This is a genomic window from Streptomyces sp. NPDC049813, assembly GCF_044465085.1.
In the GTDB taxonomy this organism is placed as follows: domain Bacteria; phylum Actinomycetota; class Actinomycetes; order Streptomycetales; family Streptomycetaceae; genus Streptomyces.
On record NZ_JBITLI010000021.1, the window covers coordinates 1 to 25,574 of the forward strand.

The 25,574-nt window shown below is 73.0% G+C and carries 28 protein-coding genes, 1 tRNA gene and 1 pseudogene; 8 read left to right on the forward strand and 22 right to left on the reverse strand.

Annotation, left to right across the window (positions count from 1 at the left end; genetic code table 11):
- Positions 1 to 149: 149 nt before the first annotated feature.
- Complete coding sequence (locus ACIBW6_RS31735; protein WP_399065764.1) at positions 150 to 515, reverse strand: STAS domain-containing protein; 366 nt, start codon at positions 513 to 515, stop codon at positions 150 to 152.
- Positions 516 to 771: 256 nt separating this feature from the next.
- Here ACIBW6_RS31735 and ACIBW6_RS31740 point away from each other — a divergent pair, with 256 nt between their 5' ends.
- Together ACIBW6_RS31740 and ACIBW6_RS31745 are read left to right on the forward strand one after the other, a co-directional pair.
- Positions 772 to 1,464: an ANTAR domain-containing protein gene (locus ACIBW6_RS31740; RefSeq protein ID WP_399065766.1), complete on the forward strand. Its 693-nt coding sequence runs from the start codon at positions 772 to 774 to the stop codon at positions 1,462 to 1,464.
- Positions 1,465 to 1,492: 28 nt separating this feature from the next.
- Positions 1,493 to 2,260: a GAF and ANTAR domain-containing protein gene (locus ACIBW6_RS31745; protein ID WP_399065768.1), complete on the forward strand. Its 768-nt coding sequence runs from the start codon at positions 1,493 to 1,495 to the stop codon at positions 2,258 to 2,260.
- A gap of 21 nt (positions 2,261 to 2,281) precedes the next feature.
- On the opposite strand, the gene ACIBW6_RS31750 is transcribed toward ACIBW6_RS31745, so the two are convergent.
- From ACIBW6_RS31750 to ACIBW6_RS31760, 3 genes are all read right to left on the reverse strand, one after another.
- Entirely contained in the window at positions 2,282 to 3,100 is an 819-nt protein-coding gene (locus tag ACIBW6_RS31750) for a YceI family protein (protein ID WP_399065770.1), read from the reverse strand.
- Between the two features lie 214 nt (positions 3,101 to 3,314).
- Positions 3,315 to 5,843, reverse strand: a complete 2,529-nt coding sequence (locus ACIBW6_RS31755; RefSeq protein WP_399065772.1) for an MFS transporter — start codon at positions 5,841 to 5,843, stop codon at positions 3,315 to 3,317.
- 19 nt (positions 5,844 to 5,862) lie between these two features.
- On the reverse strand, positions 5,863 to 6,369 hold the full coding sequence (locus ACIBW6_RS31760) for a MarR family winged helix-turn-helix transcriptional regulator (protein ID WP_399065775.1): 507 nt from the start codon (positions 6,367 to 6,369) through the stop codon (positions 5,863 to 5,865).
- A 194-nt stretch (positions 6,370 to 6,563) separates the two neighbouring features.
- On the opposite strand from ACIBW6_RS31760, the gene ACIBW6_RS31765 reads away from it, so the two are divergent.
- Positions 6,564 to 6,776: a hypothetical protein gene (locus ACIBW6_RS31765; RefSeq protein ID WP_399065777.1), complete on the forward strand. Its 213-nt coding sequence runs from the start codon at positions 6,564 to 6,566 to the stop codon at positions 6,774 to 6,776.
- Between the two features lie 41 nt (positions 6,777 to 6,817).
- Here ACIBW6_RS31765 and ACIBW6_RS31770 read toward each other — a convergent pair whose 3' ends face one another.
- From ACIBW6_RS31770 to ACIBW6_RS31815, 10 genes are all read right to left on the reverse strand, one after another.
- A complete protein-coding gene (locus ACIBW6_RS31770; RefSeq protein ID WP_399065780.1) occupies positions 6,818 to 7,741 on the reverse strand; it encodes a hypothetical protein in 924 nt (307 codons plus the stop codon).
- A gap of 104 nt (positions 7,742 to 7,845) precedes the next feature.
- On the reverse strand, positions 7,846 to 8,802 hold the full coding sequence (locus tag ACIBW6_RS31775; protein ID WP_399065782.1) for an RNA polymerase sigma factor SigF: 957 nt from the start codon (positions 8,800 to 8,802) through the stop codon (positions 7,846 to 7,848).
- Positions 8,803 to 9,048: 246 nt separating this feature from the next.
- Entirely contained in the window at positions 9,049 to 9,867 is an 819-nt protein-coding gene (locus ACIBW6_RS31780; RefSeq protein ID WP_399065785.1) for an RNA polymerase sigma factor SigF, read from the reverse strand.
- A gap of 201 nt (positions 9,868 to 10,068) precedes the next feature.
- On the reverse strand, positions 10,069 to 10,362 hold the full coding sequence (locus tag ACIBW6_RS31785) for a Dabb family protein (RefSeq protein WP_399065786.1): 294 nt from the start codon (positions 10,360 to 10,362) through the stop codon (positions 10,069 to 10,071).
- Positions 10,363 to 10,390: 28 nt separating this feature from the next.
- Entirely contained in the window at positions 10,391 to 10,561 is a 171-nt protein-coding gene (locus ACIBW6_RS31790) for a hypothetical protein (RefSeq protein ID WP_399065788.1), read from the reverse strand.
- 265 nt (positions 10,562 to 10,826) lie between these two features.
- Entirely contained in the window at positions 10,827 to 11,435 is a 609-nt protein-coding gene (locus ACIBW6_RS31795) for a histone deacetylase (protein ID WP_399065979.1), read from the reverse strand.
- Between the two features lie 187 nt (positions 11,436 to 11,622).
- Positions 11,623 to 11,707, reverse strand: a tRNA-Ser gene (locus tag ACIBW6_RS31800).
- Between the two features lie 10 nt (positions 11,708 to 11,717).
- Positions 11,718 to 12,176 (reverse strand): tRNA adenosine(34) deaminase TadA, encoded by a 459-nt coding sequence (gene tadA, locus ACIBW6_RS31805; RefSeq protein ID WP_399065791.1) that lies wholly within the window; start codon positions 12,174 to 12,176, stop codon positions 11,718 to 11,720.
- A gap of 202 nt (positions 12,177 to 12,378) precedes the next feature.
- Positions 12,379 to 12,933, reverse strand: a complete 555-nt coding sequence (locus tag ACIBW6_RS31810; protein ID WP_399065794.1) for a hypothetical protein — start codon at positions 12,931 to 12,933, stop codon at positions 12,379 to 12,381.
- A gap of 203 nt (positions 12,934 to 13,136) precedes the next feature.
- Positions 13,137 to 13,343 carry a hypothetical protein gene (locus ACIBW6_RS31815; protein WP_399065796.1) on the reverse strand — a complete coding sequence of 69 codons (207 nt, stop codon included), beginning with the start codon at positions 13,341 to 13,343 and terminating at the stop codon, positions 13,137 to 13,139.
- 122 nt (positions 13,344 to 13,465) lie between these two features.
- Here ACIBW6_RS31815 and upp point away from each other — a divergent pair, with 122 nt between their 5' ends.
- Positions 13,466 to 14,101, forward strand: coding sequence for a uracil phosphoribosyltransferase (gene upp / locus ACIBW6_RS31820; protein ID WP_356489810.1), 636 nt, complete (start codon positions 13,466 to 13,468; stop codon positions 14,099 to 14,101).
- 183 nt (positions 14,102 to 14,284) lie between these two features.
- Here upp and ACIBW6_RS31825 read toward each other — a convergent pair whose 3' ends face one another.
- From ACIBW6_RS31825 to ACIBW6_RS31840, 4 genes are all read right to left on the reverse strand, one after another.
- Positions 14,285 to 14,932: a LytR C-terminal domain-containing protein gene (locus tag ACIBW6_RS31825; RefSeq protein WP_399065799.1), complete on the reverse strand. Its 648-nt coding sequence runs from the start codon at positions 14,930 to 14,932 to the stop codon at positions 14,285 to 14,287.
- A 112-nt stretch (positions 14,933 to 15,044) separates the two neighbouring features.
- The gene (locus ACIBW6_RS31830) at positions 15,045 to 15,341 is read right to left on the reverse strand and encodes a type II toxin-antitoxin system VapB family antitoxin (protein ID WP_003955420.1); all 297 of its coding nucleotides are present in this window, start codon (positions 15,339 to 15,341) and stop codon (positions 15,045 to 15,047) included.
- 233 nt (positions 15,342 to 15,574) lie between these two features.
- Positions 15,575 to 15,715: a hypothetical protein gene (locus tag ACIBW6_RS31835; protein WP_399065801.1), complete on the reverse strand. Its 141-nt coding sequence runs from the start codon at positions 15,713 to 15,715 to the stop codon at positions 15,575 to 15,577.
- A 59-nt stretch (positions 15,716 to 15,774) separates the two neighbouring features.
- Entirely contained in the window at positions 15,775 to 16,158 is a 384-nt protein-coding gene (locus tag ACIBW6_RS31840; RefSeq protein ID WP_399065804.1) for a hypothetical protein, read from the reverse strand.
- A 234-nt stretch (positions 16,159 to 16,392) separates the two neighbouring features.
- On the opposite strand from ACIBW6_RS31840, the gene ACIBW6_RS31845 reads away from it, so the two are divergent.
- Positions 16,393 to 19,107 (forward strand): GNAT family N-acetyltransferase, encoded by a 2,715-nt coding sequence (locus ACIBW6_RS31845; RefSeq protein WP_399065807.1) that lies wholly within the window; start codon positions 16,393 to 16,395, stop codon positions 19,105 to 19,107.
- Between the two features lie 103 nt (positions 19,108 to 19,210).
- On the opposite strand, the gene ACIBW6_RS31850 is transcribed toward ACIBW6_RS31845, so the two are convergent.
- Positions 19,211 to 19,918: a sulfite exporter TauE/SafE family protein gene (locus tag ACIBW6_RS31850; RefSeq protein ID WP_399065980.1), complete on the reverse strand. Its 708-nt coding sequence runs from the start codon at positions 19,916 to 19,918 to the stop codon at positions 19,211 to 19,213.
- A 217-nt stretch (positions 19,919 to 20,135) separates the two neighbouring features.
- On the opposite strand from ACIBW6_RS31850, the gene ACIBW6_RS31855 reads away from it, so the two are divergent.
- The 3 genes and pseudogenes from ACIBW6_RS31855 (at position 20,136) to ACIBW6_RS31865 (ending at position 23,398) form a co-directional block, all read left to right on the forward strand.
- Positions 20,136 to 21,071, forward strand: a complete 936-nt coding sequence (locus ACIBW6_RS31855) for a LysR family transcriptional regulator (protein WP_399065809.1) — start codon at positions 20,136 to 20,138, stop codon at positions 21,069 to 21,071.
- A 54-nt stretch (positions 21,072 to 21,125) separates the two neighbouring features.
- Positions 21,126 to 21,451 (forward strand): annotated as a pseudogene (locus tag ACIBW6_RS31860) (cupin).
- Between the two features lie 51 nt (positions 21,452 to 21,502).
- Positions 21,503 to 23,398 (forward strand): AMP-binding protein, encoded by a 1,896-nt coding sequence (locus tag ACIBW6_RS31865; protein ID WP_399065811.1) that lies wholly within the window; start codon positions 21,503 to 21,505, stop codon positions 23,396 to 23,398.
- On the opposite strand, the gene ACIBW6_RS31870 is transcribed toward ACIBW6_RS31865, so the two are convergent.
- From ACIBW6_RS31870 to ACIBW6_RS31880, 3 genes are all read right to left on the reverse strand, one after another.
- On the reverse strand, positions 23,381 to 24,115 hold the full coding sequence (locus tag ACIBW6_RS31870; RefSeq protein WP_399065814.1) for a sensor domain-containing protein: 735 nt from the start codon (positions 24,113 to 24,115) through the stop codon (positions 23,381 to 23,383). The two genes, ACIBW6_RS31865 and ACIBW6_RS31870, sit on opposite strands and share 18 nt — an antisense overlap.
- A 124-nt stretch (positions 24,116 to 24,239) precedes the next feature.
- Positions 24,240 to 24,563, reverse strand: a complete 324-nt coding sequence (locus tag ACIBW6_RS31875; RefSeq protein WP_399065816.1) for a hypothetical protein — start codon at positions 24,561 to 24,563, stop codon at positions 24,240 to 24,242.
- A 13-nt stretch (positions 24,564 to 24,576) separates the two neighbouring features.
- Positions 24,577 to 25,233: a hypothetical protein gene (locus ACIBW6_RS31880; protein WP_399065819.1), complete on the reverse strand. Its 657-nt coding sequence runs from the start codon at positions 25,231 to 25,233 to the stop codon at positions 24,577 to 24,579.
- Positions 25,234 to 25,574 lie beyond the last annotated feature (341 nt).

Consider the following 25,574-nt stretch of genomic DNA (forward strand, 5'->3'; position numbering starts at 1 on the left):
CGTCGCAATCCACACCGAACCGGAAGGCCCTCACCTGTTTCAAGATCCCTCAGCCGAGACCTGCCTCACCGTCCACAACCTCCCAGGACAGAACACCTAGGCCGCACCCGTCGGGCGGCGGGCGCACCGCACCGCCGCCGCGCGGACGCTCACTCCTCGCAGGCCCGCAGCGCGTCCTCGACGCTGTCGTGCAGCGGCACGTCCCGCCGGGTCTGCGCGAGCGTCAGGACCCGCCGGACGAGGCCGTCGCCGGGGACCACCATCCGCATGAGGGACCCGTACCGGCTCAGGAGGTAGGTGCGCAGCTCGCACAGGAGCCAGACGCCCTGCGAGTCGATGAAGACGGTGCGGGTCAGATCGAGGATGAACGCGCGGCACTCGCCTGCCCGCTCGTCCGCCAGGGCGCACGCCTCGGCGAGGAGGAACCGCGCGTTGCCGAGGTCGATCTCCGCCGGGAAGGTCAGCAGCGTGCGGTCCGCGATGTCGACGGGCGCCAGCTGAACGGATGCGGGCACAGGGGCTCACCTGCCATGCCGGTACTGGTGGTCGGTCGATGGACGACGAGCCGCTTCCTGACCCGGTTCCATTCCACCACCGAAGCGGGGCCCGCGCGGGCCTCCTCCGCAAATCCACGTCGCCTTAAGGAAACGGATAGAGTTTGTACGTCCTGCGCTCGCAGTCGGGAATGTGCTGCGGAGCTCTCCCCGCGCATGTCCGTTTTGGGCACGCTCGCTGAAGAGGTTCGTGGTGGTTGCGCCCAGTTTTCCCGATGTGCCCTTTTCTTCTGCCGGTTTCCAGCTGGCGGAAGCGCTGACCGTCGCCGCACGTCAGCTGCACGAGCAGTCCGGTCCCCACGCCACCCTCCGCACCGCCGTGCGCCTCGCCGTGCACCTGGTGCCGGGGGTCGACCACGCCGGCATCGTCACCGTCGGCCGCGACCTCGTGCCCGACTCCGTGGCCTGGAGCGACGACGTGGCCCGCAGCGCCCAGGCGCTGACCGGGATGCCGGGCCACCGGGCCTTCTGGGAGCAGCTGTGGTCCGCGCCCGTCGCCACCCTCGCGGACACCACCGAGAAGAACGGCCCGGGGCAGAGCCTGTCCGTGCTCGGGGTGCGCGCCGTGCTCGCGCTGCGGCTGCGCACCGACCGCAACCGGCTGACGGCACTGGTGCTGTACGGGCGCAAGCCCGGCGGCCACGACGAGACGAGCCTGCGCGTGGGCCGGATGCTCGCCGCCCACGTCTCCGTGGCGCACGACTCCGCCACCGTGCAGGAACAGCTCACCGAGGCGATGCGCACCCGGGACCTCATCGGCCAGGCCACCGGGCTGCTCATGGCGCGCGAAGGGGTCGACGCGGCCGAGGCGTTCGACCATCTCGTCCGGGCCTCGCAGCAGCAGAACATAAAGCTCAGGGAGCTGGCACAGCGGTACGTGGACTCCGCGGCGCGGCCGCGCGACGCGTGAGCGACCTTTTCCGGGACATCCGTAGGGAATGAACAGTCCAGCCGAGACCCCAGCCGGACACGGACTCTCCCCCTGTGCCCACACCCTGGACACGGGCGCCCTCTACCGCGCCCTGGCCGAGTGCGACGGTCTCGACGGATTCCTCCAGGAGCTCACCGAGCGGGCCGCGCACGTGGCGCGGCCCGGGGCGTGCAGCGTCACCCTGCACCGGGCCAGGCGGCTGCGGACCGTCGCGGCGAGCGCGGGCCTGGTGAGCGGGCTCGACCAGCTCCAGTACGAGGCGGAGACCGGGCCCTGCGTGACGGCGGCCCACGAATGCACCGAGCAGCACGCGCCGGACCTGGCGGCCGAGGAGCGCTGGGCCCCGTTCCCCGCGGCGGCCCGGGAGCGGGGCGTGCGGTCCATGCTGGCCCTGCCGCTCGCCCTGGACCACGGCGTCTACGGCGCCCTGAACTTCTACGCCGGTGAGCGCGACGCGTTCCACGACCGGCGGGAGAGCGCCCGCAGGCTCGCCGCCCAGGCCTCCGGGGCGGTGGCCGTGGCGCTGCGGATCGAGCGCGAGCGCGAGGTCGGCGCCGACCTGCGGGCCGCGATGCTCTCGCGCGGCGTCATCGACCAGGCCATCGGGATCGTGATGACCCAGCGTCGCTGCGACGCGCGGACCGCTCTCGAACTGCTGCGCCGCCGCTCGCAGAACGAGAACGTGAAGCTGCGCGAGGTGTGCGTCCGGCTGGTCACCCGGGTCGGCGGAGTGCCGCCGCGCCGGGGGGAGTTCACCGAACGCCTCCCCGGCTGAGACCGGGACCGCCGGACGGGCTCAGACCTGCGGCAGGGCGTCGCCCTGGACCGCCTGGATGTCGAGCTCCACCTTCAGCGTCGCGCCGATCGCCGCGATACCGGCCTGGACGACCTGGTTGTAGTTCATCGCGAAGTCCTCGCGCTTCAGCTCGGCCGTCGCCTTGAAGGCCGCACGGGTGCCGCCCCAGGGGTCGGCGCCGGTGCCCAGGTAGCTCAGGTCGAGGTCGACCTGGCGGACCACGCCGTGCAGGCTCAGCTCGCCGTGGACGGTCCAGCGGTCGGCGCCCGCGGGGCTGAGCCCGGTGGACCGGTAGGTGATCTCGGGGTGCGTCTCGACGTCCAGGAAGTCCGGCGACTTCAGGTGGCCGTCGCGCATGCCGTTGCCGGTGTCGATCGACGCGGCCCGGATGACGGCCTCGACGCGGGACTTCTCCACGTCCTGCGCGATGTCGACGCGGGCGGTGAAGTCGGTGAACCGGCCGTGCACGCTGGTGATCCCCAGGTGCTGCGCGGTCGCCGCGACGGTGGAGTGCGCCGGGTCGACCGTCCAGGGCCCCGGCGGCGGCAGCTCGGCGCCGCCCTGGCGGGCCAGCACGACCGTGCCCACCTCGGCCCGGCCGGTCGCCGTGACCAGCGCGGTGGAGGCCACGGGGGCGTACCCGACGGCGGTCACGATCACCGTATAGGGGCCGGGCGTCAGGGCGGCCGCGTCGTGCACGGCGCCCTCGTCGTCGGCCTCGGCCCGCAGCACCTGCGCGCCCGTCATGTCGGTCACCGTGACGACGGCGTGCGGCAGGGCCCAGCCGTCCCGCGTACGGATCCGCGCACTCAGTCCCATCAGACACAACTCCTAGCTCAAGTTCTCACACACGTAAGGGAATCGGGGTGACCCCGGACGTGAACGGGCCCCGGCCCGTGACGTCTCGGCCGTCCCCTGCCGTTAACGACGCCACCGGGTCCGGGGCCCCTTTCCCACAACCGGCCCGGGGGGCTCGCGTCTCCGCTCGAAGCGCGAGCCGCCCGGACCGGGGTCCTGCCGGGACGTGCGCGAACTACTCGCCGGGGTGCGAGAGTTCGATGTCGTGGCCGTCGATGCCACTGCCCTGCACGCTGAGGTGCGTGGCCACCGGCGGGTAGCCGGTCGCGATGACCGTGTACTCGCCGCCGTCCAGGTCGGTGAAGGCGTACGCGCCGTCCTCACCGGTGGTGGACGTCGCCACGACGTTGCCCGCGGCGTCGATCAGCGTGACCCGCGCGTCGTTCAGCGAACGGCCCGCGGCGCGCACGGTGCCCTGCACCTGGGAGCCGGAGTTCAGCTCCAGCTCGACGCGGGTGACACCGGTGCCGCCCACCTCGACGGGGAGCGCCAGCGGGCGGTGGCCCGCGGCGTTCACCGCGACGGTCACCGGTCCCGGCACCAGCTCGGCGAAGGTGAACTCGCCGTCCTGACCGGAGAGCCCGGTCGCCAGGACGTCACCGCGGACGTCGGTCACGATGACCATGGCGCCGATGACGGCGGCCTTGGTCTCCGCGGCCCGGACGACACCGCTCAGGCCGCTGGTGCCGCTGAGCAGGATGTCGTAGGTGACCGGCTCCTCGCCGACCAGGACCGTGGAGGCCTGCGGCTGGTAGCCGTCGGCCGAGGCGATCAGCACGTAGGAGCCGGCGCCGGGGGCGTCCACTCCGTAGGAACCGTCGCCCTGGGCGACCGCGCGGCCCAGCTGCCGTCCGCCGAGGGAGATCAGCGTGACCGCGGCCCGCGGGACCGGGGCGGACTCGGCGCCGCGGACGAAGCCGCGCACCGGGGTGCCGCCGCCCGCGGCCTGCACCGGGGCGTCGCCGCCGGCGGAGGCCACCGCGGCCAGCGGCTGGGTCTGTGTGTCGGCGGCGGGGGCACCCGCGCCGACCAGGCTCGGCACCCGCTCGTCCTGGCCCTGCACGGGCCCGGCGGCGGGGGCGGCGGGGGCCGCCTCGTTCTGCTTGGCCTGGTCCAGGCCGCCCGACGTACGCAGCGGAACCTCCTTGATGAACAGCGTGGCGATGAGGGCGAGCAGCGCGATCGGCGCGGCGATCAGGAAGACGTCGGCGATGCCGTGCCCGTAGGAGCTCTCCATGATGGTGCGCAGCGGCGCGGGGAGCTTCGACAGGTCCGGGATGGCGCCGCCGCCGGTGCCGGCGTGGCCCAGGGCGGCGCCCTTGGGGCCGAGGTCGGCGAGGCCGTCCGTCACGTAGTGCGTGATCCGGGTGGACATGATCGAACCGAGCGCGGAGACACCCATCGCACCGCCCAGGGAGCGGAAGAAGGTGACCGTGGAGCTGGCCGAGCCGATGTCCTGCGGGGCCACCTGGTTCTGGGTGCAGAGCACGAGGTTCTGCATCATCATGCCGATGCCCAGACCCATCAGGGCCATGAAGATCGCCACGCGCCAGTACGGGGTGTCGTAGCGGATCGTGCCGAGCAGGCCGAGGCCCGCCGTGATGAGGACGCCGCCGGAGACCAGCCACGCCTTCCACTTGCCGGTCTTGGTGATGATCTGGCCCGCGACGGTCGACGAGATGAACAGGCCGCCGATCATCGGGATCGTCATGACACCGGACATCGTCGGCGACTTGCCGCGCGCCAGCTGGAAGTACTGCGAGAAGAACACGGTGCCGGTGAACATCGCGACACCCACGAAGAGCGAGGCGATCGAGGCGAGCGTGATGGTGCGGTTGCGGAACAGCCGCAGCGGGATGATCGGCTCGGCGGCCTTGGCCTCGACGAGCAGGAAGATCAGGGCGAGCACGACCGCGCCGCCCACCATCGCGCCGGTCTGCCACGACATCCAGTCGTACTTGTCGTCGGCGAAGGTCACCCACAGGAGCAGGGTGCAGACCGCGGCGGTGATGAAGAAGGCACCGGCCCAGTCGACCTTGACGTTGTCCCGCTTGACCGTGGGGAGCTTCAGCGTCTTCTGGAGCACGATGAGCGCGATGATCGCGAAGGGCACGCCGACGTAGAAGCACCAGCGCCAGCCGAGCCACGAGGTGTCGGTGATGACACCGCCGAGCAGCGGGCCGCCGACGGTCGCGACGGCGAAGGTCGCGCCGAGGTAGCCGGAGTAGCGGCCCCGCTCGCGCGGGGAGATCATCGCGGCCATCACGATCTGCGCGAGGGCGGACAGACCGCCGACGCCGATGCCCTGGACCACACGGCAGGCGATCAGCATGCTGGGGCTCTGCGAGAGCCCCGCCACGACCGAGCCGCCGACGTAGACGATCAGGGCTATCTGGACGAGCGCCTTCTTGCTGAAGATGTCGGCGAGCTTGCCCCACAGGGGCGTCGTCGCGGTCATCGCGAGCAGCGAGGCGGTGACGACCCAGGTGTAGGCGGACTGGCCGCCGCCGAGGTCGCCGACGATCTCCGGGAGGGCGTTGGTGACGATCGTCGACGACAGGATCGCGACGAACATGCCGAGCAGCAGCCCGGACAGCGCCTCCATGATCTGCCGGTGCGTCATCGGAGCGCCTGCGTCGGGGGCGGCGCCTCCGTGCTTGGCGGCATGGCTGCCCCGCACACCGGACGGTGTGGATGTTGCCATGGGATTCCTTTTCTTACGTTTACGCGGGTGTACGGGTGGTCTGAACGGGAGCCGGGTCCTGCGCGGCGACCGCGAACTGCCCGCGGGACGTCGTCGTCCGGCAGTCGCCGAAGCTGTCGCGCAGCCGCGTCATGAGGGCGATCAGCTGGTTGACCTCGTCGTCGGACCAGTCGCTCAGCCGTTCGGCGAGCAGCTCGGTCGTACGGACGTTCAGGTCCTCCATCCGCTCGTGGCCCTCGGCGGTGAGGGTGAGGATGCGCGAGCGCTTGTCAGCGGGGTCGGGGCGTCGCTCGATCCAGCCGCGGTCGGCGGTGTGGGCCACGTGGCGGCTGGCCACGGACATGTCGACCGCGAGTAGCTCGGCCAGCCTGCTCATGCGCATGTCCCCGTACCGCTTGAGCAGCGTGAGGACCGCGGCGGAGCCGGCCGGGCAGTCGTGGGGCAGGATGCGCGCCATATCCCTCTTGACGGCGCCGAAGGCACTGAGCTGACGGGCCAGCTCGTCGTAATGACGCTGTGCGGCCACAGCACCTCCTGACCGATATCTTATTCGTTGCTTGCGGCAACCATAGAAGCAGTTGGTTGCCGCAGGCAAACTAAAAGGGGCGTTCAACCCTAAAATCACGGCAAAGCAAGGGTGTGCAAAGGTAAAGCCGCAGCTCAGGTCGGCTTTCGGTGGACTGTGGCGCCCGTCGCGCCGATTCGCTAGGGTCCTGCCCCATGGCAACCAACCCCCAGGGCCCGAACCCCGAAGGCAACTACGACCCCGCGGGCAGCACCCAGATGTTCCGCGCCTTCGTCGACGAGGGCGGCACTCCCACTCCGCGCGCGCAGGCGGCTCCGGTCAAGTCCGGCCCCGGCGCGGGTCTGATCATCGGCATCGTCGTCGCCGTCGTCGTGATCGCCGCGGTGGCGTGGCTGGCGCTCAAGTAGCGCCCGCGCGGCCGCCGTTCGCGGCCGCGCCGTCCGGTCGGCTACGTCCAGTCGACGGAGACGTCGCGGGTCTCGACGTGCATCCCGAGCGGGACACGCCAGGACGCGACACACACGGTCCAGGTCTTCTTCTTCTCCTCCCCGGCCCCCAGGGGCACGGGGAGCTTCTCGGTGGACCGCACGGTCGCCCAGTCGACCCCGAGCGCGCCGATGATGTGCGTCCCGAACGTCACCGTCCCCGAACGCACCGCGCTGCCACCGGAGTTGCGCAGCGCCAGCGTCACGGCCTGGCACCAGCGCCGGTCGGCGTCGGCGAGGACGGGCTTGCCCACCTCGAGCGCGGCCGGGCGCGCGGGCGGGGGCGTCGTGCCGCCGCCCGAGCTTCCTGAGCCCGAACTCCCGTGTCCGGGCGTCGGGTTGCCGCCGGAGCCGGAGCCGGAGCCGGAGCCGCCCGTGCCGCCCTCGCCGGAGCCGGATGTCCCGGACGTTCCGGGTGTCCCAGCGGTGCCGGAGGTACCGGACGTGCCGGACGTGCCGGCCGTCGTCCCGCCGGCCGCCGCCCCACCGGCCGTCGCTCCGCGCGCCGGTACATCGCCAGGACCGGCGGCCGATCCGGCCGACCCGCCCGCGGAGCCCGTCGCGCTTCCCGCGCCCGAGCCCGCCGCCGCACCGCCCGCACCCGTGGGCCCGGGCGACGTCGCGGCCCCGGACGACGACCCCGGGGTGCCGGACGGCGGCCCGGAGAGTGTCGGCGACGCCGGGTCCAGCGGCAGCAGCCGCACCTTCCCGTCGGGCGTGGCGCTCTGGCCGGGGCTCCCCGAGGAACCCCCGGCGGCGCCGACGGCCACATACCCCTCGGGCCCGTCGCCCCCGCCGAGGGCGGCGACCGTGCCCAGACACACCGTGGCGCCCAGGGCCGCCCCGACGGCGGCCCCGCGGCGCCCTCGTATCCACGTCCGCAGCATCGCGCCAGTGTGTCTGACGGGCCGTCATTTGAGAACCCCGTACGCCCCGCGGACCGGCGCCCGGCACGGGTGCGGGGCGGTCCTGGCGGGGCGCGGGCCGGGCGTCAGTCGGCGATCAGGCCTTCCCGGAGCTGGGCCAGCGTCCGGGTCAGCAGCCGCGAGACGTGCATCTGCGAGATGCCGACCTCCTCGCCGATCTGCGACTGCGTCATGTTCGCGAAGAAGCGGAGCATGATGATCCGGCGCTCGCGCGGCGGCAGCTTGGCCAGCAGCGGCTTCAGGGACTCCCGGTACTCGACGCCTTCGAGCGCCGTGTCCTCGTAGCCGAGCCGGTCCGCGAGCGAGCCCTCGCCGCCGTCGTCCTCCGGGGTCGGCGAGTCCAGCGAGGACGCCGTGTACGCGTTCCCCACCGCCAGGCCGTCGACCACGTCCTCCTCCGAGACGCCGAGCACCACGGCGAGCTCGGGGACGGTGGGCGAGCGGTCCAGCTTCTGCGCCAGCTCGTCGGAGGCCTTGGTCAGGGCCAGCCGCAGCTCCTGGAGGCGCCGGGGCACCCGCACCGACCAGGACGTGTCCCGGAAGAAGCGCTTGATCTCGCCCACCACGGTGGGCATCGCGAACGTCGGGAACTCGACGCCGCGCTCGCAGTCGAACCGGTCGATCGCCTTGATCAGCCCGATCGTGCCGACCTGGACGATGTCCTCCATCGGCTCGTTGCGGCTGCGGAAGCGGGCCGCCGCGTACCGCACGAGCGGCAGGTTCAGCTCGATGAGGGTGTCGCGGACGTAGGCCCGCTCGGCACTGGTCGCCGACTGCTCGTCGAGCGTGGCAAGGCGCAGGAACAGGGAACGGGACAGGGTGCGGGTGTCGATGGCCGCCGAGGAGGTGGCCGGCTCGGGGGCCTGCGCCGGTCCGGACGCCTCGGGGGTCCCCGGCTCCTGGGCCGGCAGGGACACCGGGACGGGAGAGTCGATCAGCGCGGCGGTCGTGGACGCATGCGCGTCGTCGGACGCGCCGGGCGTGAGCGTGAGCACCTTCGAGCTGCCCTGGTCTGCGGACATGCCACCCCCTTGAGGTCGCGGACGGTCGCGGCGGACGCTCCCGTCAGGTAAGAGCGCAGCCTCCACCTGAATACCGGATGTGAGGTTGCGCCAAACGCCGTTCCAGCAGAATGTCACATGTCGGCAACACGCTGTAGTGACATGTCGACATGGAAGGGGCGTATCGCCGCAGGACGCAGGGGGTGTGGCGGGTGGGGACGGGGTTTTCGGCGGGAAATCCCCGCGGGGCCGGTCTACCCGTTCCAGCTACGCTTCGATCCTGTTTGCGGATCGTAGCCTGGCGAAACTGCGGGCGAGGAGCCTTGACACATGCATCTGGGAGACCCCCAGTTCGGCGCTGATCTGCGACTGGGTCAGGTTGCTGTAGTAGCGCAGCAGCAGGATGCGCTGCTCGCGCTCGGGCAGCTGGACCAGGAGGTGGCGGACCAGGTCGCGGTGTTCGACGCCGTCGAGCTCGGGGTCCTCGTAGCCGAGCCGGTCGAGCAGTCCCGGCATCCCGTCGCCCTCCTGCGCGGCCTCCAGGGACGTCGCGTGGTACGAGCGGCCGGCCTCGATGCAGGAGAGCACCTCGTCCTCGCCGATGCGCAGCCGCTCGGCGATCTCGGCGGTGGTGGGGGAGCGTCCGAAGGCGGTGGTGAGGTCCTCGCTCGCGGCGTTCACCTGCACCCACAGCTCGTGCAGCCGGCGCGGCACGTGCACGGTCCGCACGTTGTCGCGGAAGTAGCGCTTGATCTCGCCGACGACGGTGGGCATGGCGAAGGTGGGGAACTGCACCCCGCGCTCGGGGTCGAACCGGTCGATGGCGTTGATCAGCCCGATCGTGCCGACCTGGACGACGTCCTCCATCGGCTCGTTGCGGCTGCGGAAGCGGGCCGCCGCGTACCGCACGAGGGGCAGGTTCGCCTCGATGAGCGCGCCGCGCACCCGGGAGTGCTCCGGGCTGCCCGGCGGCAGGTCCTTGAGCTGGGCGAAGAGGACCTGTGTGAGGGCCCGTGTGTCAGCACCGCGCGTGGTCTTCGCGGGCGGTGCCTGAGGTGCAGTACTGGCCGGCACGGTCAACCCCACCTCTGTATCCGTCCATTCATCCGTCAAAAGCGGTCATAGCATCACAAGACATGTGCACTGTGTGCAAGCACCGTATAACTACGTGTTGACGGGCAAGTCGGTACAGATGGTGATCGGGACCTGAAAAAGCCCCTCGCCCTTGCGGGGAGGGGCCGTTTGGCCGTACGGCCCGGGTTCCGGGAGCCCGGACCGGGGCCGTGGTCAGCACACGTAGTCGGCGATCACCCACGTGGCGAACTCCCGCCACTGCGCGACGCCCGCCTGGTGCGCGGGGTGTTCGAGGTAGCGCTTGAGCGCCTCGGTGTCCTCGACCGCGGAGTTGATCGCGAAGTCATGGGCGATGGGCCGGTCGCTGATGTTCCAGCCGCACTCCCAGAACGTCAGCTCGGGGATCTGCCCGCCCAGCGCCTGGAAGGCGGCGGCGCCCTCGGCGACGCGCGGTTCGTCACGGCTCACGCCGTCGTTCAGCTTGAACAGGACCAGGTGGCGGATCACGGCAGTGCTCTCCTGCGGGGGTTCGGGGCTACTTGCCGCCGTTGGCGACCCAGGTCATGAAGTCGCCGATGGACTGCGCGGCGGACGAGACGCCCTCGAACCCTATCTGGACGTAGTCGGCGGCCTTGGCGGGGTCGGTGATGACCACGTAGAGCACGAAGACGACCACGACGAACAGAGCAATTTTCTTCGGCTGCACTACGTTCGGCCTCCCCGTGCCCGCGCCCGCGCCACTTCTGTTCCCCATGTGGCCCCTGTTGCCGGGCGCGAGTCTACTCGTCCGCGTGTTCGCTCGAACGCCAGGACCAACGGCCCGTGGCAACAGGTCTTTTGCTGTGCCGACACCGTGTGGGAGTGGCGCAGGATGGATGGTGAGCCCGGCGGATCTGGCAGGAATCCGGCGGGCAGGGACGGCCCCGACTGCGGGGCGCGCGCCGCTCGCTTCCCCCCGACAGGGCGTGCGCTTACGGGAGTCCGTCCTCACCGGGGGAAGCGGCTTGTCCCCCCGATGCCGCTTCCCCCGCCCCGCCTTCCGCGCCGGGGCACCCGGCCAGGTACGCCGCGATGTCCGCGTCCGGCCACGCGCGCGTGGCGCGCAACCCCGCCGCCAGCAGCTCCCGGTAGGCGGGCGCCGGCGCCACGTACGGGACCTCGCCCAGCGACCAGGGAGCGGTGAACGTCAGCACGGGCACCCCGTCCAGCCACCCGGCGCAAACCAGCGTCTCGTACCGCCCCGGGCCCAGCACCGCGCGCCCGGCCGCCAGGACCCCGGACAGGTCGAGGTCGCGGCCCGGCTCCCGGTACATCTCCTGCGCCGCGATGTCCGCGAACTGCTCCGCCGTCACCAGGTGCGCGCGGGCCAGGACCCGGCCCGCGGCCCCGGGGTCGTAGAACGCGCGCCCGCCGCCCCACACCGGGGACCGCGTCGCGAAGTACACCCGCCCCGGCAGCTCCACCGGCACCGAACGCACCGGCATCGCGGTGTCCCGGCACCCCCGACCACGCGGCCGGCCCCGCGCCGCCCCCGCGGGCCACCCGCCCCGGATGTACACGGCGAGCCGGTCGAGGTGCATGTTCGACCCGTACGCCGCGTACCAGACGAGGCCCCCCGAACTGCCGCCCGCCGTGCCGAAATCACCGCCCCCGGCCCCGACCACCCGCGGCTGCTCCAACGCACCCACACCCCTTCGCGCTCACTCCCGCGGACCCGGTGCGGACAGCACGAAGGGCCCGGTCCAACGGACCGGGCCCTTCTCTCTGCGGTAGCGGAGGGATTTGAACCCTCGGTGAGTTTCCCCACACTCGCTTTCGAGGCGAGCTCCTTCGGCCGCTCGGACACGCTACCGAGAGGAATCCTAGCCCAAGGTGGGCCGTGGTCTGAAATCCGTATCCCTGAAGAAGCGCGTGAGGGGTTTCGCGCACTCCTCGGCGAGGACTCCGCCGACGACTTCGGGCCGGTGGTTGAGGCGCCGGTCGCGGAGCACGTCCCACAGGGAGCCGGCCGCTCCGGCCTTCTCGTCGCGGGCCCCGTAGACGACGCGGTCCACCCGGGACTGGACGGCGGCGCCCGCGCACATGGTGCAGGGCTCCAGCGTGACGACGAGCGTGCAGCCGGTCAGCCGCCACTGTCCGAGGGCCGCCGCCGCGCGCCGCAGCGCCAGGACCTCGGCGTGGGCGGTGGGGTCGCCGGTCAGCTCGCGTTCGTTGTGCCCGGTGGCGAGCACGCTCACCCCGTCCGGCGCCAGCAGCACGGCGCCGACGGGCACGTCCCCGCCCGCCGCGGCGAGCCCGGCCTCGGCCAGGGCCTGCCGCATGGCGGACGTCCAGGGGTCTCGTACGGGGTCGGGGCCGGTTACGGGATCCGGCCGGGGGTCGGGATCGGGTACGGGGTCCGGCCGGGGGTCGAAATCGGGCACGGGCTCGGGATCGGGTACGGGGTCCGGTGCGGGCCGGGGGCCGGGCGCGGGCCCGGGGGATTCGGGGGGTGTCACGCCCCGGAATCTATCCCCGGGCGGCTCAGCGCACTGTCTCGAGCACCTCCGCGGCGCCCAGCGCGTCCGCGATCTCGCTCAGCGCGTCCACGCCGTCGAGCGCGAGCAGCTCCTTCTCGGGGACGCCCAGGTCGGCGAGGATCTCGGTGTCCCCGATCGGTCCGGGCGGCACGATCTCGGCGCCCGCGCCCTCACTCCCCTCGTCCTCGTCGTCGGCCGTCTTCGTGTCGCCGTCCTCCGTACCGTCCAGGTCGAGGGCGTCCAGGTCGTCGTCGAGGTCGTCCGGATCCTTCCCGAGCAGCTCGTCGGTGAGCAGGATCTCGCCGTAGCTGCTGCGGGCGGCCGCGGCGGCGTCCGAGACGTAGATGCGAGGGTCGTCCTCGCCGTCCACCCGGACGACGCCGAACCACGCGTCCTCCTGTTCGATGAAGACGAGGACGGTGTCGTCCTCGGCGCCGGCCTCGGCCAACGCCTCGCGGGCCAGGTCGGACAGGTCCGACAAGGTCTCCACGTCGTCGAGCTCTGTGTCGCTCGCTTCCCACCCGTCTTCGGTGCGCGCGAGCAGTGCGGCGAAGTACACCGTGACTCTCCCACTGGTCTCAGGTGCCGGTCGGGGGTCCCCCCGGCGGAGTCTTGGAGACGGGAGCGCAGTTCACGCCCCGCCCACTCGGAATCGTGGCAGAAAGTACGGCTCCAAGAGAGGTCTTCCGCGCCCTGTGTTCGCGGCGCGCCCCCGGCGGGAGGGTCCCTTGTGAGGCCTGTCACCTGTATGTCACCGCCGAGTCACCAGCGAAACGTGCGCATCCTCATCTGCCGGCGCATCCGCGCGGCCCGCGCGCGGCGCGGCTGCACGCGGGCGCGCAGCTCCCGCGCCTCGGTCAGCTCGCGCAGGAACAGGGCGCGCCGGCGCCTGCGTTCGGCGTCCGACTCCATGGGCTCGCCGGGCTCCGGCCCCCGGACGGGCCGCCCCTGACGCTCCTGGTCGGGCATCGCCTCACCACCACCCCTGTCCCTCGCTGTCGACGAGTTCCCTCCACTTTCCCCCCGCTGCGCCGCTTGATGCCACCGCACGCGGGGAGCCCGGGCCGTGGCCCCCGGTTACTGTTGAGGACATGCGGATTCACGTCGTCGACCACCCGCTGGTGGCGCACAAACTCACCACGCTGCGCGACCGGCGCACCGACTCCCCGACCTTCCGGCGCCTCGCCGACGAGCTGGTCACCCTGCTCGCGTACGAGGCGACCCGGGACGTGCGCACCGAGCAGGTCGACATCGACACCCCGGTGTCGCGGACGACCGGGGTGAAGCTGTCGTACCCGCGCCCGCTGGTGGTCCCGATCCTGCGCGCCGGGCTCGGCATGCTGGACGGCATGGTCCGGCTGCTGCCGACGGCCGAGGTGGGCTTCCTCGGCATGGTGCGCGACGAGGAGACGCTCCAGGCCTCCACGTACGCGACCCGCATGCCGGACGACCTCTCCGGCCGCCAGGTCTACGTCCTGGACCCGATGCTCGCCACGGGCGGCACGCTCGTCGCGGCGATCCAGGAGCTCATCAAGCGCGGCGCGGACGACGTGACCGCCGTGGTGCTCCTCGCCGCGCCCGAGGGCGTCGAGATCATGGAGCGGGAGCTGGCGGGGACGCCGGTGACCGTGGTGACGGCGTCGGTCGACGAGCGGCTGAACGAGAACGGCTACATCGTTCCGGGTCTCGGCGACGCGGGCGACCGGATGTACGGGGCGGCGGAGTAGCGCGGAGCAGCTTCGCGGCCGGGCAGGCGCGGGGCGGCGTCCGCCGGCCCGCCCGTCCCATGAGCGCACAGAGCCGCGGTGGCTTCCGTTCGATCTCGAACGGAAGCCACCGCGGCTTTCTGTCAGGACCGCGCGAGCGGCCTCACGGCCGTCATCGTCCGTGGCGGGACGGCGGCCGCTTCCTTACGTGCAGGCCGGTGTCGCGGAGGGCGACGGCTTCGGCCGGGACAGGGTCGCCAGCGCCTTGTCCGCGCTGGGCTTGGCCGTCAGCGCCGTGAACTTGGTGCCGATGATCAGGTCGACCTCGGCGGGGGCGGCCCGGCCGTCGGTCTTGCGTTCGGCGTCCGCGAGCTGGGTGCCGAGCACCGGCAGCGCCGCCTGGGCCGCCGTCTTCGCGCCCAGGAGTATGCCGACGCCCTTGACCTTCTTGTCGTAGGCCTTCGACGCGTTGCCCACGTCCCCGATCGTGAAGCCGCGCTTCTTCAGCTCGTCGGCGGTCTTCTTGGCCAGGCCGCCGCGGGGCGTGGCGTTGAGGACGTTCACCTTGATCTGGGCCGGGGCGGGGAGCTTGCCGCTCGTCGTCCGCGCGGCGGCCGGCGACGCGCTCGCCCGCTTCGCGCAGGGGGCCGGGCCCGCGGCCCTGGCCTTGTCGCCGCCGGTGAAGACGTGGAAGAGCTGCAGCGATCCCCAGCCGATCAGACCGATCACGGCGAGGGACGCGACGGCGGCGAGCACGATCCGGCCGCGCGGGCGGCCACGGCGCATCCGGGGGTATTTGTCCCCCGTGATGCGGTACTTGCCGCCCATGCCGGGGGGAGTGAGCATGCTCATGAGCGCAGCGTAATGCCGCACGGCGACGATGCCTATTAAATGATCACGGTACGGCGTACAGGGCACCCAAAAGGGCCAACGCGGAGGCCGGTCGGCCCAATCCGGGGCGCCGTCAGCCCAGTTCGAGCACGCGGGCGTGGAGCACCTGGCGCTGCTGGAGCGCGGCGCGGACGGCGCGGTGCAGGCCGTCCTCCAGGTACAGGTCGCCCTGCCACTTCACGACGTGCGCGAAGAGGTCGCCGTAGAACGTGGAGTCCTCGGCGAGCAGCGTTTCGAGGTCGAGCTGGCCCTTGGTCGTCACCAGCTGATCGAGGCGGACCGGGCGCGGCGCGACGTCCGCCCACTGCCGGGTGCTTTCCCGGCCGTGGTCGGGGTACGGCCGGCCGTTTCCGATGCGCTTGAAGATCACACGGAAAGCCTACCGGGCGAGCCTCTCCGGGCGCAGCCATGGAGACGGAGTGCGGCTCCTGGAAATACTGCCGTGAATCCGGATGAAAGGGGAAGACTTTCGTGGCGGCTGGGGCGGGGGGCCGGGGGATCTCGCGAGGCGGTCGGCCCGTCCGGGGGAAGGGGGGCCCGGTGTTGACGAGAGGCGCCGGGGGTGGCGGGCCGGCCGCCGTTCCGGCGTCGGCCCGCCGTCCGTCAGCGGCCGTTCTTCTCCTGCGGGGCCCGGGTCCCCCGCGGGTCCTTCGCCGGGGGAGCGGCCGCCTTGGCCGCCCGGGTGTCACGCGCGGCTTCCGCGCGCAACAGGGCGCGCAGCAGTGTGTACGGGTCCTTGGGCATGAGGGGTCGTCCTTCCGAGGTCGTGCGTCGATACGTGACGGATCCGGGGCCGGGATCTGTCAGCAGCGCAGGACGACGGTGCGCAGGGCGCGGTGGGACTGGCGTACGCCGGGGTCGGCGGAGTCCCGGCGGGACGGGGCCTCCGGGCGGGGCGGGACCGGCCGGCAGCGGCGCGGGCCGGTGGGCAGCCGGGTGGGGTGGCCCGTCGGGAGGCGGAGCGCGGCCCCGGGGACGTCCTGCTGGAGCTCGCCCGGTTCGGCCGAGGCCACGGCGGCCGGGGGCGGGGCCGCGGCCTGTGCGGGCGCGGCGGCCAGCGGCGCGATCAGCAGGGCGAGGCCGACGAGGCCGGCGAGGCCGGCGAGGCCGCCGAGGGCACGGACGAGCGCGCGGGCCCAGCCCCGGGCGGAGTGGCCCGGGGCGACGGTCGGCGGCGCGGCGCTCATGAACGTCTTGTCCCACGTCCGCGCCGGTGACGTGCCCTCCGGGCGGGCAGAACCGCCCTCATGGGCTACGGCGGGCCTGGCGGGGTGACGCGGTGGCGCCGCCTGAAGAGGACGCCGACCTGGACAGGGCGCCGGCCTGAAGAGGGCCTGAACTGAAGAGGGCACCGACCTGAAGAGGACGCCGAGTCTTAGGTTAGGCTCCCCTAATAAATATGGAGAGGGAGTGGGGGACGCGTGAACGTGCCCGGCGCGGTGGACTTCGAGATCTTCCGGGACGCCTGGGGGATACCCCATCTGCGGGCGGGCGACGCGACGGCCCTCGCGTACGCGCAGGGATGCGTGACGGCCGCCGACCGCGCCTGGCAGCTGGAGGTCGAGCGGCACCGGATGCTCGGCACCTCGGCCCGGCTGCTGGGGGCGACCGCGCGCGGCTGGGACGAGTTCGCCCGGCGGGCCCGGCTCGCGGACACCGCGCGGCGCTGCCTCGACGCCCTGGACGGGGCGACCCGGGCCTGGGTCGGCGCCTACGTCGACGGCGTCAACGACGGGCTCCGCAGGCACGGCGCCACCGCACCCGAGTTCGCCCGTGCCCACGCCGCGCCGGGCCGCTGGGAGCCCTGGACGCCGCTGGGCGTGTGGCTGTCGACGCACGTCCTGTTCGCCGGGTTCCCCACGAAGCTGTGGCGGGACGAGGTCGCCCGGCGGCTCGGGGAGGACGCCGTCCCGCTGTTCGCCACCGACGGGCCCGGCACCTCGGGCAGCAACGGCTGGCTCGTCGAGGGCGCGCTCGCCGCGGACGGCGGCGCCCTGATCGCCGGGGACCCGCACCGGTTCATCGAGGACCCGGGCGTCTACCAGCAAATACGGCTCGCCTGCCCGGAGTTCGACGTGGTGGGGCTCGCCGTGCCCGGGGTGCCGGGCATCGGCCACTTCGGCCACACCGGGTCGGTGGCCTGGGCCATCACCAACGCCATGGCCGACTACCAGGACCTGTACCGCGAGCGGCTGCGGCGCACGGCCGGCGGCGGCGTGGAGGCCCTCGGCCCCGACGGGTGGCGCCCGGCCCACGCGCACACGGAGGACGGCGTCGAGGTCGTCGAGACCGACCGCGGGGTCGTCGTCATCGGCGGCCCCGACGAGGGCGAGGGCATCAGCCTGCGCCAACCCGCCCGCGTCCACGCCGACCTGGGCTTCAGCGCCCTGCCCGCGCTGCTGCGGGCCCGCACCGTCGCCGACGTCGACCGCGCCTTCGACCGCTGGGCCGAGCCGGTCAACGTCGTGCTGGCCGCCGACACCGCGGGCGGGCTGCTGCACCGGGTCGCGGGCACCGTCCCCGTGCGCGACGCGCGGAACATGCTGTGCACCGTGCCCGCCTGGGAGGAGCGGTACGCGTGGCGCGGCCGGTACGAGCCGCTGCCGCGCGCCGGGGTCGACGGGATCGCCGTCATGGCCAACGAACGGTCCCTCGCCGCCCCGCTCGGCGTCGAGTTCGCGCCGCCGCACCGGGCCGCGCGCATCCGGACGCTGCTGGAGGAGCGCAAGGAGTGGGGCGCGGGGGACATGGGCGCCGTGCACACCGACACCGCGCTCGCCTCGTGCGCGCCCCTGCTGGCCCTGGTCGAACGGCTCGACGGGCTCTCCCCCGCGGCCGCCGCGCTCCGGGCACGGCTGCTGGACTGGGACCGGCACATGGCGGCGGGCAGCGGCCGGGCGGCGGCGTACGCGCGGGTCCGCTCCCGGGTCGTACGGCAGCTGGCCCGGCACGACCTGTTCGCGCCGCTCGCGGAGCTGACCCCGGCCTACCCCGAGGTGTTCCGGCCGTGGCTCGCGCTCGTGCCGCGGATCGCGTTCGCCCTGGAGCACCTGCTGGCCGGCGACCGGCTGCCGGAGGAGGACCGGCTCGCCGCCGTCCGCGCCGCGGTCGAGGAGAGTGCGGGCGACCCGGAGACCACCTGGGGCGAGCTGCACCGGCTCGCGCCCTGGCAGGCGCTGCCGGACCCGGACGCCGACCGGCCGCCCCTCGACGGCGACCACGACTGCGTCCTGTCCACGTCCAGCGTGCCCGGGCTGACCGACCTCAGCGCCCGCGGCCCCGCCGCCCGCTACGTCTGGGACCTCGCCGACCGCGAGAACAGCCGCTGGATCGTGCCGCTCGGCGCCAGCGGCGTACCCGGCTCCGCCCACCACCGCGACCAGCTCCCGCTGTGGCTGCGCGGCGAACTGGCCGCCGTCGTCACCGACTTCGCCCGCCTCACGAAGGAGACCCTCATGCCCGACGCGACACCCGAGACGGTGCGGACCCCCGCGAGCCCGGACGCGGCCGACGCCACCACGCCGGGTGCGTCCGGCACGCCCGCCACGCCTCCCACGCCTCCCACGCCTCCCACGTACGAGGAGACCGTCGACGGCCTCGGCACCTTCCGGCTCACGCCCGTCGACCCGGCCGGCCCCGACATCGACGTCCTGCACGCGTGGGTGAGCGAGGAACGGGCCCGGTTCTGGGGGATGACCGGCCTGGACCGGGAGGACGTGCGCGGCATCTACGCGCACATGGACACCCTCACCACGCACCACGCGCACCTCGTCCGGCTCGACGGCGTCCCCGTCGCGCTGTTCCAGACGTACGAGCCCGAGGCGGACCGGGTCAGCGAGTGCTACGAGGTCCAGGAGGGCGACATCGGGGTCCACCTGCTGGTCGGCCCCGCCGCGGCGGGCGGCACGGTGCACGGGTTCACCGAGTCGCTGGTGCGGGTGCTCGTCACGTACGCGCTCGACGGTTTGGGCCGCAAGCGCCTGGTCGCCGAGCCGGACGCCCGCAACGACAAGGCGATCGCGCTGTTCGAGCGGGCGGGCTTCGAGGTGGCGGGCGAGATCGTGCTGCCCGAGATCGACCTGCCCGAGGTGTATCTGGCGCGGAAGCGGGCGCAGTTGGCGTTCTACCGCCGGTAGGAGCCGCCGGTAGGAGCCGGTGGTCGGCCGACGGCGGGTACAAGGGGGTGGGGGGTCCGCCGGTGCGCAAAGGGGGGTGGGGCGTCCGCCGGGCCACGTCCCCTCACCCGCGTGCGAGCAGCAGCACCGAAGCCGTCACCCCCACCACCACGATCACCCCGCGCATCGCGGCCGGCGGCAGGCGGCGGCCGAGCCGGGCGCCGAGCAGGCCGCCCGCCGTGGAGCCGGCGGCGATCAGCGCGGCCACCGTCCAGTCGATGTCGGCGACGGCGATGAAGACGACGGCGGCGACCCCGTTGACCAGGGAGGCGAGGACGTTCTTGGCGGCGTTCAGGCGCTGGAGGTCGTCGCGGAGCACGGCGCCGAACATGCCCATGAGCAGGACGCCCTGGGCCGCGCCGAAGTAGCCGCCGTAGACGCCGGTGCCGAGGACGCCCAGCCACATCGGGATGCCGCCGTCGGTGCGGGCGCCGGGCCGCCGCCGCTCCTTCGTCCACCGGTTCAGCCGCGGCTGGAGCAGGACGAGGAGGCAGGCGGTCAGGATCAGCACCGGCACGACGGCGCGGAACGCCGCGTCCGGCAGCCGCAGCAGCAGCACCGCGCCGGTGAACCCGCCGAGCAGGGAGGCGGCGCCGAACCGGAGCAACCGGCGGCGCTGGCCGCGCAGTTCGCGCCGGTAGCCGTAGGCGGCGCTCAGCACCCCCGGCACCAGGCCGACGTTGTTGGAGACGTTGGCGAGGACCGGCGGACACCCGAAGGCGAGCAGCGTCGGGAACGTGATCAGGGTGCCGGACCCGACGACGGCGTTCATCCCGCCCGCGGCGACCCCCGCGGCGCCGATCGCCACTGCTTCCACTACGTCCACGTGGACACTCCGCGTTCGAGGAACGGGTCGGCACCCGGCGGGAGTTCGCGACCTCCGCGCCGGGTTGCCGCCCTGGGCCGGCCTGGCCTGATCGTGCTCCCGGCCGCACCCCAAGTCAATCCTCGGGTCCCCTTGCACACCCCCAAGCTGTAGCTTGGCCCACGTGACCCTCGACGACCTCCGCGTCTTCGTCGCCGTCTGCCGGGCGGGCAGCCTCAGCGCCGTCGCACGCGAGCTGTCCTGTACGCAGTCCGCGGTCAGCCAGCACGTGAAGCGGTTGGAGAGAGAGGTCGGCGTCGGCCTCCTCGAACGCCGTCCGCGCGGCGTCGTGCCCACCCCCGCGGGCCGCATCCTGCGCGCCGCGGCCGCCGACGGACTCGGCGCCCTCGACCAGGCGCTGCGCCGCCTCGACGACCTGGCGCGCGGTGAGAGCGGCTCGGTGCGGGTGACGACGGGCGCCACGTCCGTGCGCCACTTCATGGCGGCGGCGATCGTCGCGTTCCGGCGCACGCATCCGCGGGTCGGCCTGGAGTTCCAGACGGTCAGCTCCAGCCGCGCCTGCTTCGAGGCGCTCGCCGCGCACGACCTCGACCTGGCCTGGATCACCATGGGGGCGCCCGAACGCGGCATCGAACTGCGCCCGGTCGTCGAGCTGCCCTGGGTCCTCGCGGTCCGCGACGACGACGCCCTGGCGGCCCGGCCCCACGCCGGCCCCGAGGAGCTGCGGGCCTCGGCCCAGCTGATCCTGCCGCCCGCGCACTCCACGTCCCGGGCCCACCTCGACGAACGGTTCGCCGAACTGGGCCTGGTGGGCGGCCCCGCCGCCGGCACCGGCATCGCCGACTGGGACACCGCCGTGCACCTGGCCGAACTGGGCCTCGGCCACGCCCTCGTCCCCGACCTGCCGGGCCTGCGCCGCCCCGGCGGCACCCCGGCCCCCGGCCTCACCCTGCTCCCGGTCCCCTGCCTGCCCCCGCTCCGGGCCGGCTGGGCGGTCCGCCGCTGGTCCGCGCTCTCCCCGCTGGCCCGCGCCTTCGCGGACACGGTCGCCCACACCTGCCCGGGCCGCGCGGCACCACCCCCACCGGCCGCTCCCTGAACCGATCGGCCGCCACACATCGCGCCCGGCGGCCACCAGGGCCACCCTGGGCCCATGACGACGACGTACGACCTGACGACCCTGCCCGACGAACACCTGGCCGCCGCCCACCGCGACGCGCACGGCCGCAGCGCCGACGTCCTCGTCCGCGAGGACCCCCTGCGCCAGAGCGTCATGCCCTGACCGAGGGCAACGCCCTGGAGGAGCACAACACCCCCCAGGCCGCCACCCTCCTCGTCCTGCGCGGCCGCGTCCGCCTCACCGCCGCCTCCGGCACCACGGACCTCACCGCGAACGAACTCCGCGCGATCCCCCAGGAACGCCATGGGCTGCTGGCGCTGACGGACGCGGTGGTCCTGTTGACGGCGGTGATGGCCTGACCCGATCGTGTTCCCGTCTTTCGGGCGCTACGTGAAGGGAGTGCGGGGCCGATGACGTCGTACGAGGAAGTCTTCCGCGCCAGTACCGACGACCCCGAGCGGTTCTGGCTCGGCGCCGCTCGGGCGATCGACTGGGACGTGGTGCCGCAGCGGGCGCTCGACGCGGGGCGGGCGCCCTTCTACCGGTGGTTCCCGGACGGCGAGCTGAACGTGTGCCACAACGCGCTCGACCGGCACGTGGCGGCGGGCCGCGGCGCGCAACCGGCCCTCATCCACGACTCACCGGTCACCGGGCAGCAACACACTTACACGTACGCGGAGTTGACCGACGAGGTCGCCGCCTTCGCGGGAGTGCTCGCCGGGCTCGGGGTGGGGCGCGGGGACCGGGTCGTCATCTATATGCCGATGGTGCCGGAGGCCGTCGTCGCGATGCTGGCGTGCGCGCGGATCGGGGCGGTGCACTCCGTGGTGTTCGGCGGGTTCGCGGCGCCCGAGCTGGCCGTGCGGATCGACGACGCGGCCCCGAAGGTCGTCGTCTCCGCGTCCTGCGGGATCGAGGGCGCGCGGGTCGTCCCGTACAAGCCGCTCCTGGACCGGGCCGTCGAGCTGGCCGCCCACCGGCCGCGGGCCTGCGTCGTCCTGCAACGGCCGCAGTGCGTCGCCGAGTTGGGGGAGCGGGACCTGGACTGGGCGGACGCCGTGCGCGCGGCACGCCCGGCGGCGCCCGTGCCCGTCGCCGCCACCGACCCGCTGTACATCCTCTACACCTCCGGCACGACCGGGAGGCCGAAGGGCGTCGTCCGCGACTGCGGCGGCCATGCCGTCGCCCTGCGCTGGACCATGGAGAACGTGTACGACGTCGGCCCCGGCGAGGTGATGTTCACCGCCTCCGACGTGGGCTGGGTCGTCGGCCACTCGTACATCGTCTACGGGCCGCTGCTGGCCGGCGCGACGACCGTCCTGTACGAGGGGAAGCCGGTGGGGACGCCGGACGCCGGCCAGTTCTGGCGGGTCGCGGCGGAGTACGGGGCGAGGACGCTGTTCACCGCGCCGACCGCGCTCCGGGCGATCAAGAAGGCCGACCCGGACGGCGAACTGGCCCGCGGGTACGACCTGGGCCGCCTCGCCCACCTCTTCCTGGCCGGGGAGCGGCTGGACCCCGAGACCTACCACTGGGCGCGGGACCTGCTCGGCGTCCCCGTCGTCGACAACTGGTGGCAGACCGAGACCGGCTGGCCCGTCGTCGCCAACCCGATGGGCATCGAGGCGGCCCCCGCCCGGCCCGGCTCCCCCACCCGGCCGCTGCCCGGCTGGGACGTGCGCGTGCTCGACGCGACCGGGAACCCGGCGCCCGCCGGGGAGGACGGCGCGCTCGTCGTACGCCTCCCGATGCCGCCCGGGGCGCTGTCCACGCTCTGGAACGACGACGCGCGGTTCGTCGCCTCCTACCTCTCCGCCTACGACGGCTTCTACCTGACCGGCGACGGCGGGCACATCGACGAGGACGGCTACGTCTTCGTGATGGGCCGCACCGACGACGTCATCAACGTGGCCGGGCACCGGCTCTCCACCGGTCGCATGGAGGAGGTCCTCGCCTCCCACCCCGCGGTCGCCGAATGCGCCGTCATCGGCGTGGCGGACCCGCTCAAGGGGCAGGTGCCGCGCGGCCTCGTCGTCCTGAAGGAGGGGGTGGCGGCCGGCCCCGGCGCGGTCGAGGCCGACCTCGTGCGGCTCGTCCGCGACCGGATCGGCCCCGTCGCCGCGCTGAAGGACGTGGCCGTCGTCGCCGCGCTCCCGAAGACCAGGTCCGGGAAGATCCTGCGCAGGACCATGCGCGGCATCGCCGACGGGCTCGACGAACCGGTGCCGTCGACCGTCGACGACGCGACCGTGCTGGACGCGCTGCGCCCGGTGCTCACGCGTGGCACGTCACTTGGAGAGCAGTGAGCGGACCGCGAGCCGGTCGACGTTCGTCAGGCCGCGCACCAGCTGGGGCGTGAGGAGGACGAACAGCAGGCCGACCGCCGAGACCGCGGCGATCTGCGCGGGCGACTCGATGTAGAAGGCGTGGTGCACACCGGCGTCGGTCGTGAAGTCGTAGAGGCGGTAGCCGGGCCAGTCCAGGTAGCGGTGGAAGACCCACGAGTACGCCGGGAACAGCGCGACCACCCAGCCGGTCACCAGGAACGTCACGGACAGCACGAAGGACAGCACCCGCCACGGGAACATCACGGTCTGGAACAGCAGCGCCTTCCACCCCGCGGCGTCCGCCAGCCGTCCACGCAGGCCGCCCGCCCGGACCCGGGGCGCCGCCACGTCCAGCCCGAGCAGCGACCGGGCCCGGCCCCGCTCGGCCGCCCCGAGCCCGCGGGCCCCGGCCAGCGCGGCGACGAGCACCGGCAGCCCGACCCAGATCACGAGCGTGCCCACCCCCAGGGCGAACATCGTCACGGCGAGCACGAACCCGGCGATCGCCGCCGGCAGCGAGGTGAGCACGTACCCGACCTCGCGGTAGGTGGCGGCGGCGAAGGGCGCCCGCCAGAAACCGGGCCGGGTGCGGGTGCGGGTGCGGCGCGGGTCGTGGTGAGCGACGGCCTGACGGCCGGTCTCATGGTCGGTGAAGCGGTCGGTCTCCGCGGTGGGAGGAAGCATCGTCGAGGTCATACACAGAGCCTCGCGCCGTGACCCGTCCCGAACCATGGGGAGGCTCGGTGTCTTGGGGTGGGGTTAACCCCCTCCGGGTGGCGGGGTGGCGCAGCCCTGTCCGGGGCGCAGGAGCGCCCGGCAGTCACGCGCGATGGAAGACGTCGAGCGGCCCGTAAGCCGTCGGCTTTCCGGTGGCCAGTTCGGGGTGGTCGTCGACGTGGTCGCGCAACATGCCGACGGTGTCGGGCCACACGGTCAGCTGTGTTCCGGTGCCCGTCAGGATGCGGTCCCAGTCCTCGGCGGCGGAGACGCCGTTGCGGTCGATGACGAAACCGAGGCAGTCATCCGACTCCCGGTCGAGGGTGCGAACCAGGGCGGCGACTGCGTCCTCGCGGTCAGGAGCGGGGATGTCGCCGATCTGGAAGACGAGTTTCTGGATGTTGCCGCGCAGGCGCCGCACGCTCACGGCAAGGGACTCGTCACGCCCCATCCAGGCTTGGAACTCGACGTTTTGGTACGCGTCCGAGGCCCAGCGCTGACAGGAGGGTGTGGACCCCACCCACCAGTGGCTCTCGCTTGCCCTGGACCGTGTCGCGGAAGCCGAAGAGGTTCTCTGTGAGCGGGTGTTGGACGAAGAGGTCCGAGGCCGCCAGCTGGTCGAGCAGGTTCTGTGCGGAGACGCGAGAGAGGGCGGGCCGATACCAGGTGAAGAAGCCCTTGGCCGTGGCTGCGTCGGCTGCCGCGGCGGCCCTGGCGTTTTCGCCGAGGCACTCTTCGAAGATCGCCAGGGCTTGCTCGCGAGGGACCGGTGGGCTGACGTAATTCCTGGCCCGGATGTGGGCGGCGAACTCGGGGAGCAACGCGACATGGTGTCGCCGTACGTAGTAGGCGAGTTCGGTGGGCCACACGTAGGTGCCGTCCGTGATCAGGGAGCCGGCACCGGTGATCCAGACGTCGTCGGCGATGACGTCACGCTCGGCACCCATGACCGTGTAGATCTCGTGGCTGGCTTCGAGGTAGGCGAGCAGTCGTTCCTCGTCCCACTCACCGGTGCTGCGGCCGGCATCCCGAAGTGAGGGCGCCGCTCCGTCGCCGGCGCCGCCGAGCTCCCTGTAGAAGCCCGCCTGCTCGATCATGGTGTCTCCGTCAAACGTCTCGCTCAGCGACCTCTCGTGAAGCTGGTGCAGCGGTTTGTCACCGTACGGCCCTCCCACTGCGCGATCCGGTCGAGGAGGTCCGGGGGAGACCACTGATATCGAAGGGCCCGGTCAGGTAGTGGCGGAGGATACGAAATTCGAACTCGTGAGCCAGTCGCCCCCGACACGCGTTCCAGGCGTTCGTCTGGGAGCTCTGTGGCGTACGGCAACATCCTGACCAGTGGCTCGGTAAGTTCCGGCAATGGTTCTGAACGAGGGCGTAAGCCGGTGAATGCAACCAGAACAACCAGATGAACGCGCCTGATCAGGGCGTATCAGTC

Excerpts from the sequence above, each read along its gene's own strand:
- ACIBW6_RS31745 (WP_399065768.1), top strand. The coding sequence starts at position 1,493 with ATGAACAGTCCAGCCGAGACCCCAGCCGGACACGGACTCTCCCCCTGT.
- ACIBW6_RS31750 (WP_399065770.1), bottom strand. The coding sequence starts at position 3,100 with ATGGGACTGAGTGCGCGGATCCGTACGCGGGACGGCTGGGCCCTGCCG.
- ACIBW6_RS31755 (WP_399065772.1), bottom strand. The coding sequence starts at position 5,843 with ATGGCAACATCCACACCGTCCGGTGTGCGGGGCAGCCATGCCGCCAAG.
- ACIBW6_RS31765 (WP_399065777.1), top strand. The coding sequence starts at position 6,564 with ATGGCAACCAACCCCCAGGGCCCGAACCCCGAAGGCAACTACGACCCC.
- ACIBW6_RS31770 (WP_399065780.1), bottom strand. The coding sequence starts at position 7,741 with ATGCTGCGGACGTGGATACGAGGGCGCCGCGGGGCCGCCGTCGGGGCG.
- ACIBW6_RS31775 (WP_399065782.1), bottom strand. The coding sequence starts at position 8,802 with ATGTCCGCAGACCAGGGCAGCTCGAAGGTGCTCACGCTCACGCCCGGC.
- ACIBW6_RS31795 (WP_399065979.1), bottom strand. The coding sequence starts at position 11,435 with ATGCACCTCGACCGGCTCGCCGTGTACATCCGGGGCGGGTGGCCCGCG.
- tadA (WP_399065791.1), bottom strand. The coding sequence starts at position 12,176 with ATGCGGCAGGCCCTGGCCGAGGCCGGGCTCGCCGCGGCGGGCGGGGAC.
- ACIBW6_RS31815 (WP_399065796.1), bottom strand. The coding sequence starts at position 13,343 with ATGCCCGACCAGGAGCGTCAGGGGCGGCCCGTCCGGGGGCCGGAGCCC.
- upp (WP_356489810.1), top strand. The coding sequence starts at position 13,466 with ATGCGGATTCACGTCGTCGACCACCCGCTGGTGGCGCACAAACTCACC.
- ACIBW6_RS31825 (WP_399065799.1), bottom strand. The coding sequence starts at position 14,932 with ATGAGCATGCTCACTCCCCCCGGCATGGGCGGCAAGTACCGCATCACG.
- ACIBW6_RS31835 (WP_399065801.1), bottom strand. The coding sequence starts at position 15,715 with ATGCCCAAGGACCCGTACACACTGCTGCGCGCCCTGTTGCGCGCGGAA.
- ACIBW6_RS31840 (WP_399065804.1), bottom strand. The coding sequence starts at position 16,158 with ATGAGCGCCGCGCCGCCGACCGTCGCCCCGGGCCACTCCGCCCGGGGC.
- ACIBW6_RS31850 (WP_399065980.1), bottom strand. The coding sequence starts at position 19,918 with ATGAACGCCGTCGTCGGGTCCGGCACCCTGATCACGTTCCCGACGCTG.
- ACIBW6_RS31865 (WP_399065811.1), top strand. The coding sequence starts at position 21,503 with ATGACGTCGTACGAGGAAGTCTTCCGCGCCAGTACCGACGACCCCGAG.
- ACIBW6_RS31870 (WP_399065814.1), bottom strand. The coding sequence starts at position 24,115 with ATGACCTCGACGATGCTTCCTCCCACCGCGGAGACCGACCGCTTCACC.
- ACIBW6_RS31880 (WP_399065819.1), bottom strand. The coding sequence starts at position 25,233 with ATGATCGAGCAGGCGGGCTTCTACAGGGAGCTCGGCGGCGCCGGCGAC.